The 15,597-nt window shown below is 70.9% G+C and carries 16 protein-coding genes and 1 riboswitch; of the genes, 7 read left to right on the top strand and 9 right to left on the bottom strand.

The features are described 5' to 3' along the window. The first annotated feature begins 30 nt into the window (after positions 1–30). Positions 31–843 carry a MerR family transcriptional regulator gene (locus tag ACH4TL_RS24805; RefSeq protein WP_398319373.1) on the top strand — a complete coding sequence of 271 codons (813 nt, stop codon included), beginning with the start codon at positions 31–33 and terminating at the stop codon, positions 841–843. 23 nt (positions 844–866) lie between these two features. Here ACH4TL_RS24805 and ACH4TL_RS24800 read toward each other — a convergent pair whose 3' ends face one another. From ACH4TL_RS24800 to ACH4TL_RS24785, 4 genes are all read right to left on the bottom strand, one after another. Then, the gene (locus ACH4TL_RS24800; protein WP_398319376.1) at positions 867–2,045 is read right to left on the bottom strand and encodes a beta-ketoacyl synthase N-terminal-like domain-containing protein; all 1,179 of its coding nucleotides are present in this window, start codon (positions 2,043–2,045) and stop codon (positions 867–869) included. A gap of 106 nt (positions 2,046–2,151) precedes the next feature. Beyond that, entirely contained in the window at positions 2,152–3,222 is a 1,071-nt protein-coding gene (locus ACH4TL_RS24795; protein WP_398319379.1) for a methyltransferase, read from the bottom strand. 72 nt (positions 3,223–3,294) lie between these two features. After that, positions 3,295–4,599, bottom strand: coding sequence for an acyl-CoA dehydrogenase family protein (locus ACH4TL_RS24790; RefSeq protein ID WP_398319382.1), 1,305 nt, complete (start codon positions 4,597–4,599; stop codon positions 3,295–3,297). 114 nt (positions 4,600–4,713) lie between these two features. Then, complete coding sequence (locus ACH4TL_RS24785) at positions 4,714–4,845, bottom strand: hypothetical protein (RefSeq protein ID WP_398425337.1); 132 nt, start codon at positions 4,843–4,845, stop codon at positions 4,714–4,716. A gap of 594 nt (positions 4,846–5,439) precedes the next feature. On the opposite strand from ACH4TL_RS24785, the gene ACH4TL_RS24780 reads away from it, so the two are divergent. Then, entirely contained in the window at positions 5,440–6,009 is a 570-nt protein-coding gene (locus ACH4TL_RS24780; protein ID WP_398319388.1) for a DoxX family protein, read from the top strand. A gap of 58 nt (positions 6,010–6,067) precedes the next feature. On the opposite strand, the gene ACH4TL_RS24775 is transcribed toward ACH4TL_RS24780, so the two are convergent. Beyond that, entirely contained in the window at positions 6,068–6,676 is a 609-nt protein-coding gene (locus ACH4TL_RS24775; protein WP_398319391.1) for a CGNR zinc finger domain-containing protein, read from the bottom strand. A gap of 78 nt (positions 6,677–6,754) precedes the next feature. Here ACH4TL_RS24775 and ACH4TL_RS24770 point away from each other — a divergent pair, with 78 nt between their 5' ends. Both ACH4TL_RS24770 and ACH4TL_RS24765 read left to right on the top strand, forming a co-directional pair. Further along, entirely contained in the window at positions 6,755–8,053 is a 1,299-nt protein-coding gene (locus tag ACH4TL_RS24770) for an MFS transporter (RefSeq protein ID WP_398319394.1), read from the top strand. A gap of 45 nt (positions 8,054–8,098) precedes the next feature. Continuing rightward, positions 8,099–9,034 carry an alpha/beta fold hydrolase gene (locus tag ACH4TL_RS24765; protein WP_398319397.1) on the top strand — a complete coding sequence of 312 codons (936 nt, stop codon included), beginning with the start codon at positions 8,099–8,101 and terminating at the stop codon, positions 9,032–9,034. A 3-nt stretch (positions 9,035–9,037) separates the two neighbouring features. Here ACH4TL_RS24765 and ACH4TL_RS24760 read toward each other — a convergent pair whose 3' ends face one another. Then, complete coding sequence (locus ACH4TL_RS24760) at positions 9,038–9,892, bottom strand: DUF2690 domain-containing protein (protein ID WP_398319400.1); 855 nt, start codon at positions 9,890–9,892, stop codon at positions 9,038–9,040. An 8-nt stretch (positions 9,893–9,900) separates the two neighbouring features. After that, positions 9,901–10,680: a helix-turn-helix domain-containing protein gene (locus ACH4TL_RS24755; protein ID WP_398319403.1), complete on the bottom strand. Its 780-nt coding sequence runs from the start codon at positions 10,678–10,680 to the stop codon at positions 9,901–9,903. A gap of 299 nt (positions 10,681–10,979) precedes the next feature. On the opposite strand from ACH4TL_RS24755, the gene ACH4TL_RS24750 reads away from it, so the two are divergent. Further along, positions 10,980–11,474: a hypothetical protein gene (locus ACH4TL_RS24750; protein WP_398319405.1), complete on the top strand. Its 495-nt coding sequence runs from the start codon at positions 10,980–10,982 to the stop codon at positions 11,472–11,474. 32 nt (positions 11,475–11,506) lie between these two features. Here the strand turns inward: ACH4TL_RS24750 and ACH4TL_RS24745 are convergent, their stop codons facing one another. After that, positions 11,507–12,556 (bottom strand): NlpC/P60 family protein, encoded by a 1,050-nt coding sequence (locus ACH4TL_RS24745; RefSeq protein ID WP_398319408.1) that lies wholly within the window; start codon positions 12,554–12,556, stop codon positions 11,507–11,509. Positions 12,557–12,805: 249 nt separating this feature from the next. On the opposite strand from ACH4TL_RS24745, the gene ACH4TL_RS24740 reads away from it, so the two are divergent. Then, a complete protein-coding gene (locus ACH4TL_RS24740) occupies positions 12,806–13,159 on the top strand; it encodes a hypothetical protein (protein WP_398319411.1) in 354 nt (117 codons plus the stop codon). A 155-nt stretch (positions 13,160–13,314) separates the two neighbouring features. Beyond that, complete coding sequence (locus tag ACH4TL_RS24735) at positions 13,315–14,040, top strand: L,D-transpeptidase family protein (protein ID WP_398319414.1); 726 nt, start codon at positions 13,315–13,317, stop codon at positions 14,038–14,040. Between the two features lie 55 nt (positions 14,041–14,095). Here the strand turns inward: ACH4TL_RS24735 and ACH4TL_RS24730 are convergent, their stop codons facing one another. Continuing rightward, positions 14,096–15,286: an NlpC/P60 family protein gene (locus ACH4TL_RS24730; RefSeq protein ID WP_398319417.1), complete on the bottom strand. Its 1,191-nt coding sequence runs from the start codon at positions 15,284–15,286 to the stop codon at positions 14,096–14,098. Between the two features lie 7 nt (positions 15,287–15,293). Beyond that, positions 15,294–15,487: riboswitch (cyclic di-AMP (ydaO/yuaA leader) on the bottom strand. Positions 15,488–15,597: the final 110 nt, after the last annotated feature.

Genomic DNA, 15,597 nt, shown 5'->3' with positions numbered 1-15,597 from the left:
ACCGTGTGAGGCCGTGGACTGAGGGACATCATGTTCACCATCGGAGATTTCGCCCGGCACGGGCGGGTGTCGGTCCGGATGCTGCGCCACTACGACGCGACCGGGCTGCTGCACCCCGCCCGGGTCGACCCCGCCAGCGGCTACCGGTACTACACCGCCGCCCAGCTCGCCCGTCTCAACCGCATCATCGCCCTCAAAGACCTCGGCTTCACCCTCTCGCAGGTCCGGGAGATCCTGGAGGAGAAGGCCACCACCGAGGAGCTGCGGACCATGCTGCGGGTGCGGCAGGCCGATCTGGAGGCCGCGATGACGGCCGCGGCGGCCCGGCTGGTGCGGGTCGAGGCGAGGCTCCGGTCGATCGAGAGCGAGGGACAGATGTCGTCCGACGATGTCGCGGTGAAGAGCCTGCCGGGCGTACGGATCGCCGAGCTGACCGGTGTGACGACCGGATTCGATGCCATCGGGCCGGTCATCCAGCCGCTGTACGGGGAACTGCTCCCGCGTCTGGCGGCGGCGGGGATCACGCCGACCGGGCCCGGGGTCGCCTACTACGAGGACGCGCCGGACGGCGGTGTCCTCATCCACGCCGGGATCGAGGTCGCCGCCCCGGTACAGGAGGACGACGGCCTGCGGGTCGTGGACCTGCCGCCGGTCGGGACGGCGGCGACGATCATCCACCGGGGTTCGATGGAGACGGTCCTGCCGACCATCCAGACCCTGGGCCGCTGGATCGAGGCCAACGGCTACCGGTCCGCCGGATACCCCCGGGAGATCTACCTGGAGTGCCCGGAGAACCAGGACGAGTGGGTGACGGAACTCCAGGAGCCGATCACGCCTGCCTGAGCGCCGTACCTTCCCGGGCTGCCTTATGCCGCCCGTCCGGGAGTCGGCGGGCCGTCGAAGACGGCGGCGGAGATGTTGCCGCCGAACCCGATGCCGAGTTGCAGGGTGACCCCGCTGTCGCGCTCGATGGCATCTCGCGCGAGCCGGGGGTGTCCGTTCGATACTGGTTTGGGTACCGGGAGGCGGCCCGCCCGGTACGACGCGGCCATCACCACGGTGTCCATCAGCGGCGCGGCGCCCATCGTGTGACCGAGTAGCGGCTTGAGCCCGTAGCCCGCCGCCTGGTCGAGGTGGTCCAGCACTGCCGTGTCGGCCTGGTTGCACTCTTCGGTGCCGGTCCCATGAGCGCTGTAGTACTCCACAGCGGACCGCTCGGTGCCGGCGGCGGTGAGCGCCTCGTCGACGACGCGCAGCATCTGGACGTGGTCGGGCTTGATGGCCACCGGGTGGTAGGCGTCATTGCCGAGCGTCGACGACAGCAGCCTGGCGTACGGCTGGGCCGTGGACGAGCGGCTGAGTACCACCGCGGCGGCCGCCTCCCCCAGGACGAATCCGCGGGAGCCTTCCTGGAAGGGCCGGCACACGGCCTCCGGCGGTGCGTCGTGGATGAGCGGGCCGAGCGAGGCGAACAGAGTCATCTCCTCGCCGTCGAACCCGATGTCGGCCGCGGTGACCACCACATCGGTGGCGTCTCCGCAGTCCAGCAACCGTTGCGCCACGGCCAGCGCGTGCAGCCCGGACGAACAGGCCGCACTGACCACCATGGAAGGCCCGGTGAACTGGTGCCGCATCATGGCCATGCCAGGCGGTGTGGTCCATGCTTGCTCCACGTACGACCGCCGCGGGCTGACGGACTCGGGGGCCAGATAGCGCGTACGCATGAGTTCGAGGTCGGCGCGGGTCGTCGAGTGCAGGATCGCGACCCGTTCGCCGGGCTCCCAGCCCGAGTTCCGCGCGTCCTGTAGCGCCTCGTCGACGGCGGCGGCGTAGGCCTGCGCGTACCGTGACGTGCCGCTGTTCTCGCGCTCCGGACCTTCCGGGACCCGGGCGAACCAGCAGCCCTCCGGGAATCGGCCGCCCAGTTCGTACCACTGCTGGGCGGCCGGGCGGCCGCTGGAGAGGCCGTCCCACATGGTGTCGATTCCCCAGCCGTAGCCGGTCACCGCGCCGATTCCGACGATGGATAGATTTGTGCTGTGCATGTCACACCTCGCTGAACGGGCCGGCTGCGACTGATGGCTTGTGTCGTTGAGCCGGGTGGGCTTTCGGTGTCGAGTCGTCGGAACCAGGGGGCCTGGTAGTGCTTTGTCAGGCGGTCTCCAGTACCGCCTCGAGGACGCTGACAGCGGAGGCGGTCGGAACGACTTCCCGCAGTCGGAGCCCGGCCCGGGCCAGGAGGGCCTCGTACTCCTGCGCGGTGCGCTCCCGGCCGGTGGTGAGCGTGACCATCGCGAGGTCCAGCATCTTGCCGGGGTGTGGCTCGTCGCCGGAGGGCAGCACCATCTCCACGATGAGCAGCCGACTGCGCGGGGACATCGCCGTCGCGCAGGAGCGGAGGATGCGCAGGCAGGAGTCCTCGTCGCAGTTGTGCAGGATGTGCGACAGCAGGTACGCGTCGGACCCGGGCGGCACCGCGTCGAAGAAACTGCCGCTGTCGGTGCCGCAGCGGTCCGCCATTCCGGAGGCCTCGATGTAACCGCGGGCGTGCTCCGTACCCTCCGGAAGGTCGAACAGCACACCGGACAGATGGGGATGCTCGCGGAGCACGGACAGCAGCAAGGTTCCGACGCCGCCGCCGACGTCCGTGACGTGCTCGGCCCAGGAGAAGTCGTACGCGCGGGCCACGGCCTCCGGCTCGTCACCGTGCACGGCGATCATCATGCGGTCGAACGCGGCACCTCTGTCGGGGCGTTGCCGCAGATAGTCGAACCACGGCAGGCCGAGGGCGATCTCCGTTCCGGTCCTCTCCGTGGCCAGCCGTTGGGGGAGGACGGTCAGCGCGTCCCAGATGGGCCCCTGGAGGGTGAGCACCATGTCGCGGGTGCCGCTGGGGTGGCCGGTGCACAAGGTCTCGCCGATGGGCGTCAACGCGTAGGCCTGCCCGTCTCCGTCCTTGTCCGTCCCCCCGGTCCCGTCCCCGGCCCCGGTGCCGTGAGCGGGGACGGTGCACAGCACGTCTGTGCTCGCCACGGCCCGCAGCACCTGGTGCAGCGAGTCGGCGCGTACGCCGGTCTTGTCCGCGAGGGTGCGGCAGGACCGCGGCCCGTCGCTGAGCAGGTCGGGGATGCCGAGCGAGGTGACGGCATACAGGGCTCGTGCCATGAAGACGTTGAACATCGTGTCCTGGATACCGCGTGGGGCCGTTTCGGCTGTGGGCACAGCTGTCTCCCTGCTGTAGGTGGGCTGCTGTAGGCGGCTGGGCTTCTGCCGTAACCGGTCGCCTCGGAGGCGTCAGATGAATTCGGTGATGTTTTCCTCGACGCCGAGCACGGTGCGCCCGAACACCTCCTTGTTGACCGCCGGGCTGGCGAACGCGTGCCGACTGGCCGTCTGGATGTCGCGGACGATGCCTCCGAGCGGATTCGCCTCGGCGAACGCGGAGGCACCGTGCGCGGAGACCAAGAGGTCGACCGCCTCGCAGCACTGGGCCACCACATGTCCGAAGTGCAGGCGGACCCGGGCGCGGGAGACGACATCGGGGTACGTCCCGGCGGCGGCGTAGGCGTCGATGCTGTCAGCCGCGCTGTGGGCCAGAGCGGTAGCCGCGTCCACGCGTGCCGTCGCTTCGGCGACAGCCAGCTGGAACGCCGTGGAATCGCTGCGCCTGCCGTAGGTCGTGAACGAGATACCGCGCGTCGACGCGTCCTTCGAGACGAGTTCCAGCGCGGCGCGGGCCATCCCGATGTAGGGGCCCATCATGTGGGTCACCAGGGTCGGCAGGAACGCCGTCCGATACCGGGGGCTGCCGGCGAAACCCTTCTGGAGCGCGAGATCACCGCGGACGGCCGGCATCACGGAAAGCACACGGTGGTCGGGCACGAAGAGGTGTTCACCGGAAAGGGTGTTGCTGCCGGTGCCACGCATGCCCGTGGTGAACCAGGTGTCCTCGACCCGCAGTTCGCTCATGGGGATGAGAGCGAAACCGAGATCTCCGTCGTCCGGGTGCCCTTTCTCCGCTGCGTCGGGCCGGGGAAAGCCGAGCATGGCCCACTGGGCATGTGCGCAGCCTGACGCGGGGCTCCACCGTCCGCTGACCGTCCAGCCCCCTGCGACGCGGCGCGCCGTCGCGCTGGGAGCGAAGACCGAACACACTCGCGTGTCAGGCCCGTTCGCGTACACCTCCGCCTGGCCGGCCTCGGGGAACAGCCCGACCAGCCAGTCGCCGCAGCCGAGAATCCAGTGCACCCAGCCCGCGGACGGGTCCCCCTTCGTCACCTCGATCGTGGTGTCCACCATGGTGCGAAGGTCGCATTCCCACCCCCCGAACCGCCTCGGCACCCACATCCGGGACAGTCCGGTTCCGGCGAGTTCGGCCATGACCGGATCGGTCAGGCGGCGTCGTTCATCGCCGGCGACGCGATTCCGCTCCAGTAGTCCGCGGAGTGCCGTGGCACGGCTCACGAACCCCGGACCCGGCGTATTCACCGAATCCGGCGCATCCTTGGCGGTAATTGTTGCCGCCTCCGCAGCGCTCATCACTTTCCCTTCTCGCCAGCGGATTTCCCGCGCAGCGATTACAGGGCACCCGCGCGGCATGGGGCATGAAAATTGACTGCCCTGTCGAGCAGTCCGGGGAGCACCATTGGTGTGGTGGCTTCCCCGGACTGTTCGGGATTCCGACAGTCGTCAAGCGGACGGCGGGTCGGAAAATCAGCCGCCCAGCGTACCCACGGCGGATTCCGCGATGGGGGAGAGGACATCGTCCGCCATCTTCCCGTGAACCTTGAGGTTGCCGGCCGGGTCGGTGAGCATGCTGGTCACCTCCCACGTGGGGTCACTCAAGTGGTACATCTCGACGTGGTGCCACAGGGCGCCAGCGGACTCCCCAACCGGGCTCGTGACAGAGCGCGACGGCGTCTTGTCATGCGCCGAAGCGGTGCCCGTCCCGGCGAAACCCGCGAGCGCGCCGGCCGCCACCAAAGTCCCCGCGGCCCGCATCAGCCGCCGTCGGCCGTTTGAAGGGCGACCGGTTCGTACCTCGCTGAAAGACGCAAACATGGACTCTCTCTTTCTGTGCAGGGGGTCTGCCATCGCCCTCTGGCGCTTGGTGAAGAGTTCACCAGCCCACCGGCGGCCTGGCGTTTCTCGCCAGTTGCCTGATGATGAAAGGTCAATCACGGCGTCAAAATCTCTGAATTGAGAGGCAGTTGACGCGTGAGCCACCTCGACGAAACTGCGGGGAAACGAATCTGACGCCCGCTTGGACTACGGCCGTCCAAAGGAAGAGATCCGTTGTACGCATTCACGCCCTCCGCTGGGTCATTTCGGGATTTGAACGCGAACAACGGTCATCGGGCGATCCGCCGGCACCTGTCCCGTGACGGCATTCCGCAAGATCCGTACCCAGGTCCCCCTCTGACTCAAGGAGCTCCGTTCATGCCTCCCACTCCCGCCGCTGTTGACGCACCGCCCATCAGCCCCGAGGCTTCGGCCGCTGATGGATCCACCCCCACCGCATCGGCGCACGCGTACGACACCGGGCTCTTGTTGCTCCGGATCGTGCTCGGGCTGACCATCGCGGCGCATGGCTCGCAGAAGCTGTTCGGCTGGTTCGGCGGCCTCGGCCTCGACGGCATCGGCAAGGCATTCACCGGCATGGGGTATCCGGCGGGCAGGACGATGGCCGCCGTCGCCGGGATCACCGAGATGCTCGGCGGAATCGGCCTGGTGCTCGGCGTGATCACGCCGCTCGCGGGTGCCGCGGTTTTCGGCACGATGGTCAATGCCGTCGTCGTGGACGCGAACGGCGGTTTCTTCCTGCCCGAGGGCGTGGAGTACGCGGTAGTGCTCGCCGCCGGCGCCGCGGCCCTCGCCCTGACCGGTCCCGGCCGGTACGCCGTCGACCGGCTGCTCCCGGGGCTGCGCGCACACCGCCTCACATACGGGGTGGCAGCCTTGCTGCTCGGCGCCGTGCTGGCGGCCGGGACTCTTCTGATGCGCCACTGAGCAGGGAGGGCCGAACAGTCGTGGGCAGCGGCGCGCCAAGGGCAATGCTGTCCCGGCGTCAGCTCATCCGGTCGCCGTGCCCGGCCGCGACGCCGTCCCGCGCCGCCTTGAGGTTCGCCTTCTTGACCTTGTTTCCGCAGGTCGACATGGAGCACCAGCGCCGTCGCCGACCGCGGCTGGTGTCGAGGAAGAGGCCGCCGCAGCTGCGCTGCTCGCAGCGTTTGATCACGCCGTCGCCATCGTCGCCGTGGTGCGCGCCGAGCGTCGCGACGGCGTCGACGGCGACGACGGCCAGGGCCGCGCGGGCGGGGTCGGTGTCGGGGAGCCGCCACCGGGCCCGTCCGCCGGTGAGGACGAGCCGCGCCCGGTGACGCGCGGTCCAGCGGTTGAGCAGGTCCTCGTCCGCCGGGTCCGGCACGTCGTCGGCGGCGACGGCGGTACCGGCCCGGTGGATGGCCTCGCGCAGTTCGCGGGCGTCCCGCAGGAGGGCGCCGGAGACCGGCATGTCCGTGCCGCCGCCCAGGCCGTTGGCGGCGAGCCAGGCGCGCAGCTGGTCCGGGGTGGCGATCCGTTCCACCGCTTCGCCGCGCCGCTCGCTGAGTGTGGCGACGAAGCGGAACGCCAAGATCTCGTTGCCGAGCCGGAAGGCCGTAGGTGAACCGGTCATGGGAGTTCATCGTAGACGCTCCGCCGCTGTGAGGCCAATGTTTGACATCGCTCGCGCGAACCGTTTAAACAGGTTCGCATGAACCATTTGGAACGGTTCCCCAATGACGTTGGGAAGCCCCCGGACACAAAGCCTCGAATCCCCTACGGCAAGCCGTCCGGCTCCGGGCGGTACCGGGTGGGGTTCTGGGCCGTGGCGGTGGTTTTCGCCGTCACCACCGCGTTCTCGACCGTGCCGACGCCGCTGTATCCGCTCTACGAGGAGCGGGACGGCTTCGGTTCGTTCACCGTGACGGTGGTGTTCGCGGTGTACGCGGTGGGCGTGGCGGTCGGGCTGGTGGCCGCCGGTCATCTCTCCGATCGCACCGGCCGTCGCCCGGCCCTCGTCGCGGCACTGCTGTGCCAACTGGCCGCGGCGGCCCTCTTCCTCGTGTGGCCCGCTCTCCCCGGCCTTCTCCTCGGCCGGTTCGTCACCGGACTCGGCGTGGGCGTGGCGACCCCGACCGCCACCGCCTACCTCCAGGACCTCCACATACGCTCGCGGCTCACGGCCGGGCAGGCGGGCCGCTTCGAAACGGTGTCGACGGCGGCGAACGTCGGCGGCCTCGGCGTGGGCCCGCTGGTCGCCGGGCTGCTCGCGGCGTACGCCCCGGCCCCGATCCATACGCCCTACGCCGTTTTCGCGGCACTCCTCGTCGCCGGGGCCGTCGCCGTCACCGCCCTGCCGGAGACCGTGGACCGCCCCGCCCGCCCGGTGCCGTACCGCATGCAGCGGGTGCGTCCGCACGGCGGCGCCGGGTCCTTCTGCCTGGCGGTGGCGTGCGGCTGCGCGGCCCTGGCGATCTTCGGGCTCTTCACGTCCCTGGCGCCGGGATTCGTCGCGACGACCTTGCACCAGACGTCGCCGGCCGTCGCGGGTGCCGTGGTCTTCGCCGTCTTCGCCGCCGCGGTGCTGGGCCAGAGCCTCACCGGCGCCCTGCGGCCCGCGGTGCGCCGGGGGCTCGGCGTCGCCGCGGAAGCCGCGGGATGCGCCGCCGTCGCCGTAGGAATGGTGCGAGCGGACCCCGCCCTCTTCATCGCGGGAGGCGTCATCGCCGGGATCGGCGCCGGCACGCTCTTCAAGGGCGCGGTCGCGCTGGTCACGAATGCCGCGCCCGCGGACGTGCGCGCCGAGGCCCTGGCGACCTTCTTCCTCGCCGCCTACACGGGCCTCGTCCTCACCTCCCTCGGCCTCGGCCTCGCCGCACAACTGACCGACCCGACGACAGCGACGCTGTGGTTCTCCGCCCTCCTCGCCGCACTCCTCACCGCGATCGTCTTCCTCAGCCGGACGGTTGGCGGGGCCGGTCGTCGCCCTTCCCTGTCCCCTTCACCGTGACCCGAACCCGTCACCGTGACCCGACACCCGTGCAAGGAGAACAACATGACGACGACCACCCCCACGACCACCCCCCGGCCGCTCACCGGCTTCGGCACCGTGACCGGCGTCCCCTGGCTTCCCGACGGCTTCACGGACGTCTTCGACAGCAGCCTCGTCCGCGTCGGCGACGTCGCCCTGCACACCGTGCAGGGCGGCGCCGGGCAGCCCCTGCTCCTGGTCGGCGGCTGGCCGCAGAACTGGTACGTGTGGCGCCACGTCATGCCGCGCCTCGCGGAACACTTCCGCGTCGTCGCGGTCGACCCGCGCGGCGTCGGGCCGTCCGACAAGCCGCGCGACGGATACGACACCGGCACCGTGGCGGCCGAACTCGTCGCCCTCATGCGGGCGCTCGGCCACGAGCGCTTCGCGATGGCCGGGCACGACGTCGGCATGTGGATCGGCTACGCCATCGCCGCCGACCACGGCGACGCGGTCGAACGCCTCGCCCTGCTCGACGCCATGATCCCCGGACTCGCGCCCGACATCCCCGTCTTCGGCCCCGAGGCGCAGAACGACATGCTGTGGCACTTCGCCTTCAACCGGAAGCGCGACGTCAACGAACAGCTCGTGCGCGGCCGCGAGGACATCTACTACGGCAATCAGTTCCGGGTGAAGGCGGCCCAGCCGCTGCCGGACTCGGCCATCGGCTTCTATGTCGAAACCCTCGCCCGCGACCCCGAAGCGCTGCGCGCCAGCTTCGAGTACTACCGGGCCACGGACGACAACATCGCCCAGAACAACCGCCGCAAGCAGCACCCGCTCCGCATGCCGGTCCTCGGCGTCGCCGGAGCCCGCGGCCAGGGCGAACGCCTCGCCGCCCTGCTCGACCCGGTGACCGAACGGCTCGACAGCGTCGTGCTTCCGGACTGCGGTCACTACGTGCCCGAGGAGGCCCCGGGCGCCCTGCTCGACCACCTGATCCCGTTCCTTCGCGGCTGAGCCTCAGCCGCCGACGCACACGTGCGCGCCATGTCTCGGGTGGTAGCAGGCGACTACGCGCCGGGGCGTGTCCGTCGTCAGCATGGGGGTGGTGTGGTAGCCGCCGGTCCTCGCCGGGTCGGTGTCAGCCACGCTGCGCCGCTCACCGGGCAGGGTGACGACGAGCCGGTCCCCCGGCCGGGAGAACCACATACGGCCCCACGCCGCTCCGCACGACTTGCGGTAGCGCACCTCGAACCAGGTGCCCTCGGAGGTGCGCTTCCTGACGACCGTCTCGGACCCGCTGACGCACCACGCCGCCGCGGGGTCCTCGCCCTGACAGTCGCGGCCCGTGCAGAGGGCCTGCGCGGTGGCGATCGCCGCCGGGGGGCGCGGCGCTGCCGGCCGGGGGCCTACGGCGCCGGTCAGACACCAGGCGAGCGGGAGGGTGACCGTGGCGACCAGGGCGGCGGTGACCGCCACCGCCCACACGGGGTAGCGCCGTCGGGTGGCCACGATCCGCTGGGGTACCTCGGGTGCGGGTGCGGGTGCGGGTGCGGGTGCGGACACGGACACGGGCGCGGGGCCTGCCGGTGCCTCGGTGCCGGACGGGCGGTCGCGCCAGGTGAGGTCGGCCAGCTCCCACAGGGCGAGAATGGGCCCGGCGGGCTGTCCGGCCAGTCGGCACAGGCCCTCCACCGCTTGCCGCGGCGGCAGCGTCCTGCCGTTCAGGCAGCGGTCCCACGACGACTTGCTGTACGCCGTCCGCTCGGCCAGTACCGCCAGGCTCACCCCCGCGCGGTCCTTCAGCTCCCGCAGCCTGGTGACGAACCGTGCGCACTCGGGGCTGAGCGCGTCCGGCAACGGCTTCCACTGCATGATCCCGCTCACCCCTCCCGGCGCAGCACGGGCCAGGTGTGCTGCCCGATGATCCCGTCGGGCACCACTCCGGCGTCCCGCTGCGCGCGTCGGGCGGCGTTGCGGGTGGCGATGTCGTAGAGGCCGTCCACTCGGCCGGTGTCGTAGCCGTGATGGCCGAGCAGACACTCCGCCTCGGCCACCCTCTCCCCGTAGTAGCCGAGCCCGATCGTCTCCTTCCAGGTCCGGCTGTGGCCCGCGTAGAGCGCGCCCTCTTCCGACCGCACGTCACAGCGCACCGGAGGGAGCCTGGTTGCCGCCCTTGCCTCCGGCTGCGGCCCCCGGCCGAGGAGCACTCCGGCCGCTGCGGCACCGGCGAACGCCACCGTCACCACCAGCGTGAAGACCCCGCGTGCGACGCCTCGCCCCGCCTCGTCGCCCCCGCTGTCGGCTGCCGGGCCCGCCTCGTCCTGGTCGTCCCGGTCGTTCTGGCCCTCGCCCCGGTCCTCGTCCTCGTCCATGTTCGCGTTCGCCACGGCGGACGCGCCCCAGACCGTCTCCGCGACCTCCCGAAGCGCCAGCAGCCGGGCCCGGTCCGTGCCGCTCAGCTCGCACAGGGCCGCTATCGCCTGTTGCGACGGCAGCGCGCGCCCGCTCAGGTACCGCTCCCACGACGATCTGCTGCACCCGGTCTTGGCCGCCAGCGCGGCCAGGCTCAGCCCACTGCGGTCCTTGGTCCTGCGGAGATGCGCGACCAGTCGGCGGACGCTGGGGTCCGTCTCCTCAGACAGCGGTTTCCAGCGCGGCATCCCCACCCCCGGTGTGCTCAGCGGGCGCTGATTTTGCGTTCCCCACTATTACCGACAGCGATAGAACAAACACAAATCGTGACACCTGTTCGCACCCGTTTCACCGCCCCGTCCGGGGGTGCGACGGCCGTCCCGCGCATCCCGCCGCACCGTACTCGGACCGTCCCATTCCGCAGGTCGGCGCGCGGGACGTCCCGTGTTGACCGCGGTGCCCGGCCGACGCTGGCCGGGACGGCGGCCGCGCCGACACGATCAGGGCGAACGCAGAAGCACGCTCACCGCGACGAAAGGAACGCTTCATGTCCCTCAAGCGCCTCGCACACCGTGGTTGCGCCGCCGCCGTGGCCGCAGCCGCGGCGACCGCCGTCCTCCTGCCCGCCGCCACCGCGGAGGCGAGCGGCACCAAGCTGACGCACAGCCAGGCGGCGGCCAAGCTGCGGGCGGCCGGTATCAGCTGGACCTCCAGCGGCAACTGCTCCGACCGCAACCGGAGGACCTGTACCTCCTTCACCAAAGTCAACTCCGGCACCATCACGGGCGTCATCGCCTTCAAGCGGGCCAGCCGCTGCCGGGTCACCATCACCGGGGGCACGGAGACCGGGCACGCCTCGGGTACGCGCAGCCACTGGAACGGCTACAAGGTCGACATCGCGCCCACGACCTGCGTCACCCGCTTCATCAAGCGCCAGTACGCCTACATCGGCAGGCGGGGTGACGGGGCGCCCATGTACCGGTCCTCGGCGGGCAACATCTACGCCAACGAGGGCAACCACTGGGACATCACGTACAAGTAATCGGCATGCCGGGTGGCCTCAGGCCGGGGGCCTCAAGCGGGGCGGGCCGCGCCCGCGAAGGGCATCTGGTCGATCGGGGCCACCCGGACCGGGGCGCCGGGGCGCGGGGCGTGGATCATGAGGCCGTTGCCGATGTAGAGGCCGACATGGCTGACGCCGGAGTAGAAGAAGACCAGGTCACCGGGGGCCAGTTCGCCGCGCGAGATGCGGCGGCCCGCGTTGATCTGGGTGTAGGTGGTACGCGGCAGGGACACCCCGGCGGCGCGCCAGGCGGCCTGGGTCAGGCCCGAGCAGTCGTAGCCGTGCGGCCCGGTCGCGCCCCAGACGTACGGCTTGCCGATCGCCCCGTACGCGAAGGAGATGGCGCGGGCCGCCCGGCCGCCGGTGCGGGCGGGGGTGGCGTGGTGCGGGGACGCCGAGGGGTGGGCGTCCTGGGCGGCGCGGAGGCGGTCGCGCTGCTCGCGCGTCAGCTTGGTCAGCAGCGCGTCGGCCGCGGCCAGCTTCTCCTGGACGGCCTGTTTATGGCGCGCCGCGGCCGCCTGCGCGGCGCGCAGCGCACGGAGCCGGTCGGCCGCCTCGCCCCGGACGCGGCGCAGCGACCGCTCCTCGCGGGTGATGCGCGCGATCGTCACGGCCTGGCGGTCGCCCGCGCGGTCGGCGAGCGCGGCGCGCTGGAGGTACTGGGCGGGGGAGGAGGACAGGGCCAGCTGAAGCGTGGGGGCGACGGTGCCGGAGCGGTACTGGGCGGTGGCGAACGCGCCGAGGGCGTTGCGCGCCGTGTTGAGGCGGGCGGTGCGGCGGCTCGCCTCGTCGCGTAACCGGTGGAGCGACCGCTGCGCCGTGGCGGCTGCGGCCCGGGCGCCGTCGTACTTCTCGGTGGCCTCCTCCGCCTCCCGCTGGTACGCGTCGACCTTCGCCTTCACCTGGGCGGGCGTCAGACGGGGCTCGGCGTGCCCGATGCCCGGGAGGGCGGTCGCTGAGGCGGCGCCCGCGAGGGCGAGGGTCGCGGCGGTGCGGATGGTGGTGCTGGTGAGCGACGGGCGGTGCCGCTGCTTCGGCTTCGTGGGGGGCTGCGGCGCCACTGCGGCGTCTCACCTTCCGTTTCGGTGCGGGGACAGATGCGGGTCGTGCGTTCTGGAGGGGAAGCTAGGCGGGGCCGCGGCGCGGCGCGCTGAGATGACCGGAGCTGGACGGTTTCGTCTCACCGGTGGCGCCTGCTGATCGCGGGGGCGGCGTGGGGTGGGCGGGATCGGGGCGGCTGTGACCGATGTGCTGATCGGGGCGCACCCGGGTGACTGGCGGTGATATGTGCGGCGCTAGTCTCCGATGCCATGGACGTACTCATCAATGTGTTCGTCGGCCTGCACATCGTCGGCATCGCCGCCCTGCTGGGAGGCTTCCTCTCCCAGCTCACGGCGGTACGCGGGGACGGCGCGCGGATGACGCCGGGGATGCTGCACGGAGCGCTGACCATGCTGGTCACGGGCGCCGCACTGGTCGGGCTGAACCAGGCGGACGATCAGACCGTCAACACGGTCAAGATCGGCGTCAAGCTGGCGCTGCTGGTCGTGATCCTGGGCCTGGTGTATGTGAAGCGGGACGAGGAGAAGGTGGAGCCCGCGGTGTTCGGCGCGGTCGGCGCGCTGACCACGGTGAACATCTTCATCGCCGTGCTCTGGACCTGATCCGGGACCTGATCCCGGATCTCCCTCTGCCCCGTTCCGGTGGGCCAACCCGGGGGCGCGAAGGGGCGGAATGGGGGAAATCGCACCTGTAAGCGCAACCCGACGCACTCTTCGACTGTCTTACCCGAGAAGGGCAAGCCCGGAGGGAGCGCGCAATGGGGGTAACGGCAGGGTTCGGGGCGTGGCGGGCATGGCGCCGCCGCACGGCGGTCGCCTTGGGTGTGGCGGGCATGGTGGTGCCGCTGTCGGTCGCGTTCGGTGCGGCACCGGCGCAGGCGGCGACCTCGTGCACGGCGAGCACCGGTCCGTATCAGAAGCAGGTCGAGAAGTTCCTCGGCCGTCCCGTCGACGGTCGGCAGTCCTCGGGGGACTGCCGCGCGACGCAGAGATTCCAGATCAACCACGGCATAAGCCCGACGATCGGCTACGCGGGCCCCGTCACCTGGGGCATCATGAAGCTGATCAACGCGCAGAAGGCGGCGGGGCACAACCCCAACGCGGCGCGCAAGTGCCCCACCAACAAGGGCCGCATCGCCTGCGTCGACCTCACCCGGCAGCTCAGCTGGGTGCAGGACGGTTCGCGGCTGGTGTTCGGGCCGGTGCCGGTGCGCAGCGGGCGGGACAAGTACGAGACCCGCACCGGGCTGAAGAAGATCTACTGGCGGGACATCGACCACTGGTCGACGATCTACGACGTGGCCATGCCGTACAGCCAGTTCTTCGACGGCGGGCAGGCGTTCCACTCCATCGCGGGAAGCGTATGGTCGCCGCCCGGCTCCCACGGCTGCGTCAACATGCGGTCCGGTGACGCGAAGAAGTACTGGAGCCTGTTGCGGAACGGCGACGACGTGTACGTGTACGGGCGTAAGCCGGGCACGTGATGGGGGAGCGGCGGCGGCTGCCCGCGTATCGGGCAGCCGCCACCGCTCACCGCGGCTAGGCGGGCCGCACGCTCCCGTAGATCGGCATCTCGGTGATCGGCGCCTTCTTCACCACGTCCCCCGGCTTCGGCGCGTGGATCATCATCCCGTTGCCGATGTAGAGGCCGACGTGGCTGATGTCGTCGTAGAAGAAGACGAGGTCGCCGGGCTTGAGGTCGGAGGTCGAGACGCGCGTACCGGCCTTCACCTGGTCCCATGTGGTGCGCGGCAGCGCGACACCGGCGGCCTTCCAGGCGGCCTGGGTGAGCCCTGAGCAGTCATAGGAGTTGGGGCCGGTGGCGCCCCACACGTACGGCTTGCCCAGCTGGGACTCCGCGAAGTCGATCGCCTTGGCGGCCTTGGTGCTGCTCGTGGAGGTGGACGAGCCGGAGCTGCTTTCGGAGCTGCTTCCGGAACCGGAAGAGGAGTTTCCGCTCGACTGCTGCTCCTGTTCCTGCTGCTTCTGCCGGGCCGCCGCCTCCCGCTGCTTCTCGGCCAGCTCGGCCGCCTTGCGCCGCGCCTCCTCGGCCTTCTTCTTCTCGATCGCCGCCAGCCGCGCCTTCTCCTTGGCGGTCAGGTTCGCCAGCAGCCGGCGGGCCTGCGCGAGCTTGTCCTGGACGGACTTCTTCTTGGTCTTCAGCTCCCGCTGGGTCTCGTTCAGCGACTCCAGGCTCTTGGCCGCCTCGCCGCGCTCCTTGGCGACCTTCGCCGCCTGCGTCTGGAAGTCGTCGACGGCCTTCTTCTGAGAACCGGCCATCCGGTTCATCAGATGGGACTGGTCGAAGAGGTCCTGCGGATCGTTGGAGAACAGCAGGGTCGCGGCGCTCGAGGTCACGCCGCCGTCGCGATACTGGGCCGCGGCGTAGGTGCCGAGCGTGCGGCGGGCCTCGTTCAGCTTCTCGGTGTTCTCGGCGACATCGTCCAGCAGCCGGTTGACCTTGGTGCGCTGCTGCGCGGCGCGCTCCTTGGCGGCGTTGTAGTGCTGGGTGGCGGATTCCGCCTGGTGGTAGAGGGTGTCCACCTTCTCCTTTACCGCCTCGATCGACTGCGTGGTGCCGGGCTTCGGGTCGCCCGGGGCGGCGTTCGCGGTCTGGGAGAGGAGGGTGACGGAGGCGAGGGCGGCGGTGGTGAATCCGACGGCGGTGCGGCGCCCGGTGGACGAGGCGGCGGTGGGTATTCGGGTCCGCGGCTTGCGGTGCGACGCCAAGGGAGGCGACTCCTTCCGTGGACCGCCTACCGGGTTAGCTGTCGGGTTCGGGCGGTTCGGAAGGTTGCCCTACGGCCTCTGCGGACGGACGGCGCGTCGTGACGTCGTACCTGCCGCTCGGGCCGATTCACCCCGGTGTTGCGTTCTGGGTCCCCGGCTCCGGGCGCCTTGCGACGTGGCCGGACTCGGCGGAGGCCGCCCGGGCCGACGCGGTTCGCCGACGGGTCTGCGGGCTGCCTGAGGGAGGACGGTAGCCAACTCGTGGGGCTCCTGTGAAGGCTGGTGGTCGTTTTGCCCGAAACCGTTTCGTG

The organism is Streptomyces sp. NPDC021115, from assembly GCF_044333065.1.
Classification (GTDB): domain Bacteria; phylum Actinomycetota; class Actinomycetes; order Streptomycetales; family Streptomycetaceae; genus Streptomyces.
This window is presented reverse-complemented; position numbering and strand designations above follow the sequence as displayed.

Bases quoted from the DNA above. Each gene is read 5' to 3' on its own strand.
- ACH4TL_RS24805 (WP_398319373.1), top strand. From the start codon at position 31: ATGTTCACCATCGGAGATTTCGCCCGGCACGGGCGGGTGTCGGTCCGG.
- ACH4TL_RS24800 (WP_398319376.1), bottom strand. From the start codon at position 2,045: ATGCACAGCACAAATCTATCCATCGTCGGAATCGGCGCGGTGACCGGC.
- ACH4TL_RS24790 (WP_398319382.1), bottom strand. From the start codon at position 4,599: ATGCCGCGCGGGTGCCCTGTAATCGCTGCGCGGGAAATCCGCTGGCGA.
- ACH4TL_RS24780 (WP_398319388.1), top strand. From the start codon at position 5,440: ATGCCTCCCACTCCCGCCGCTGTTGACGCACCGCCCATCAGCCCCGAG.
- ACH4TL_RS24775 (WP_398319391.1), bottom strand. From the start codon at position 6,676: ATGACCGGTTCACCTACGGCCTTCCGGCTCGGCAACGAGATCTTGGCG.
- ACH4TL_RS24770 (WP_398319394.1), top strand. From the start codon at position 6,755: ATGAACCATTTGGAACGGTTCCCCAATGACGTTGGGAAGCCCCCGGAC.
- ACH4TL_RS24765 (WP_398319397.1), top strand. From the start codon at position 8,099: ATGACGACGACCACCCCCACGACCACCCCCCGGCCGCTCACCGGCTTC.
- ACH4TL_RS24760 (WP_398319400.1), bottom strand. From the start codon at position 9,892: ATGCAGTGGAAGCCGTTGCCGGACGCGCTCAGCCCCGAGTGCGCACGG.
- ACH4TL_RS24755 (WP_398319403.1), bottom strand. From the start codon at position 10,680: ATGCCGCGCTGGAAACCGCTGTCTGAGGAGACGGACCCCAGCGTCCGC.
- ACH4TL_RS24750 (WP_398319405.1), top strand. From the start codon at position 10,980: ATGTCCCTCAAGCGCCTCGCACACCGTGGTTGCGCCGCCGCCGTGGCC.
- ACH4TL_RS24740 (WP_398319411.1), top strand. From the start codon at position 12,806: ATGGACGTACTCATCAATGTGTTCGTCGGCCTGCACATCGTCGGCATC.
- ACH4TL_RS24735 (WP_398319414.1), top strand. From the start codon at position 13,315: ATGGGGGTAACGGCAGGGTTCGGGGCGTGGCGGGCATGGCGCCGCCGC.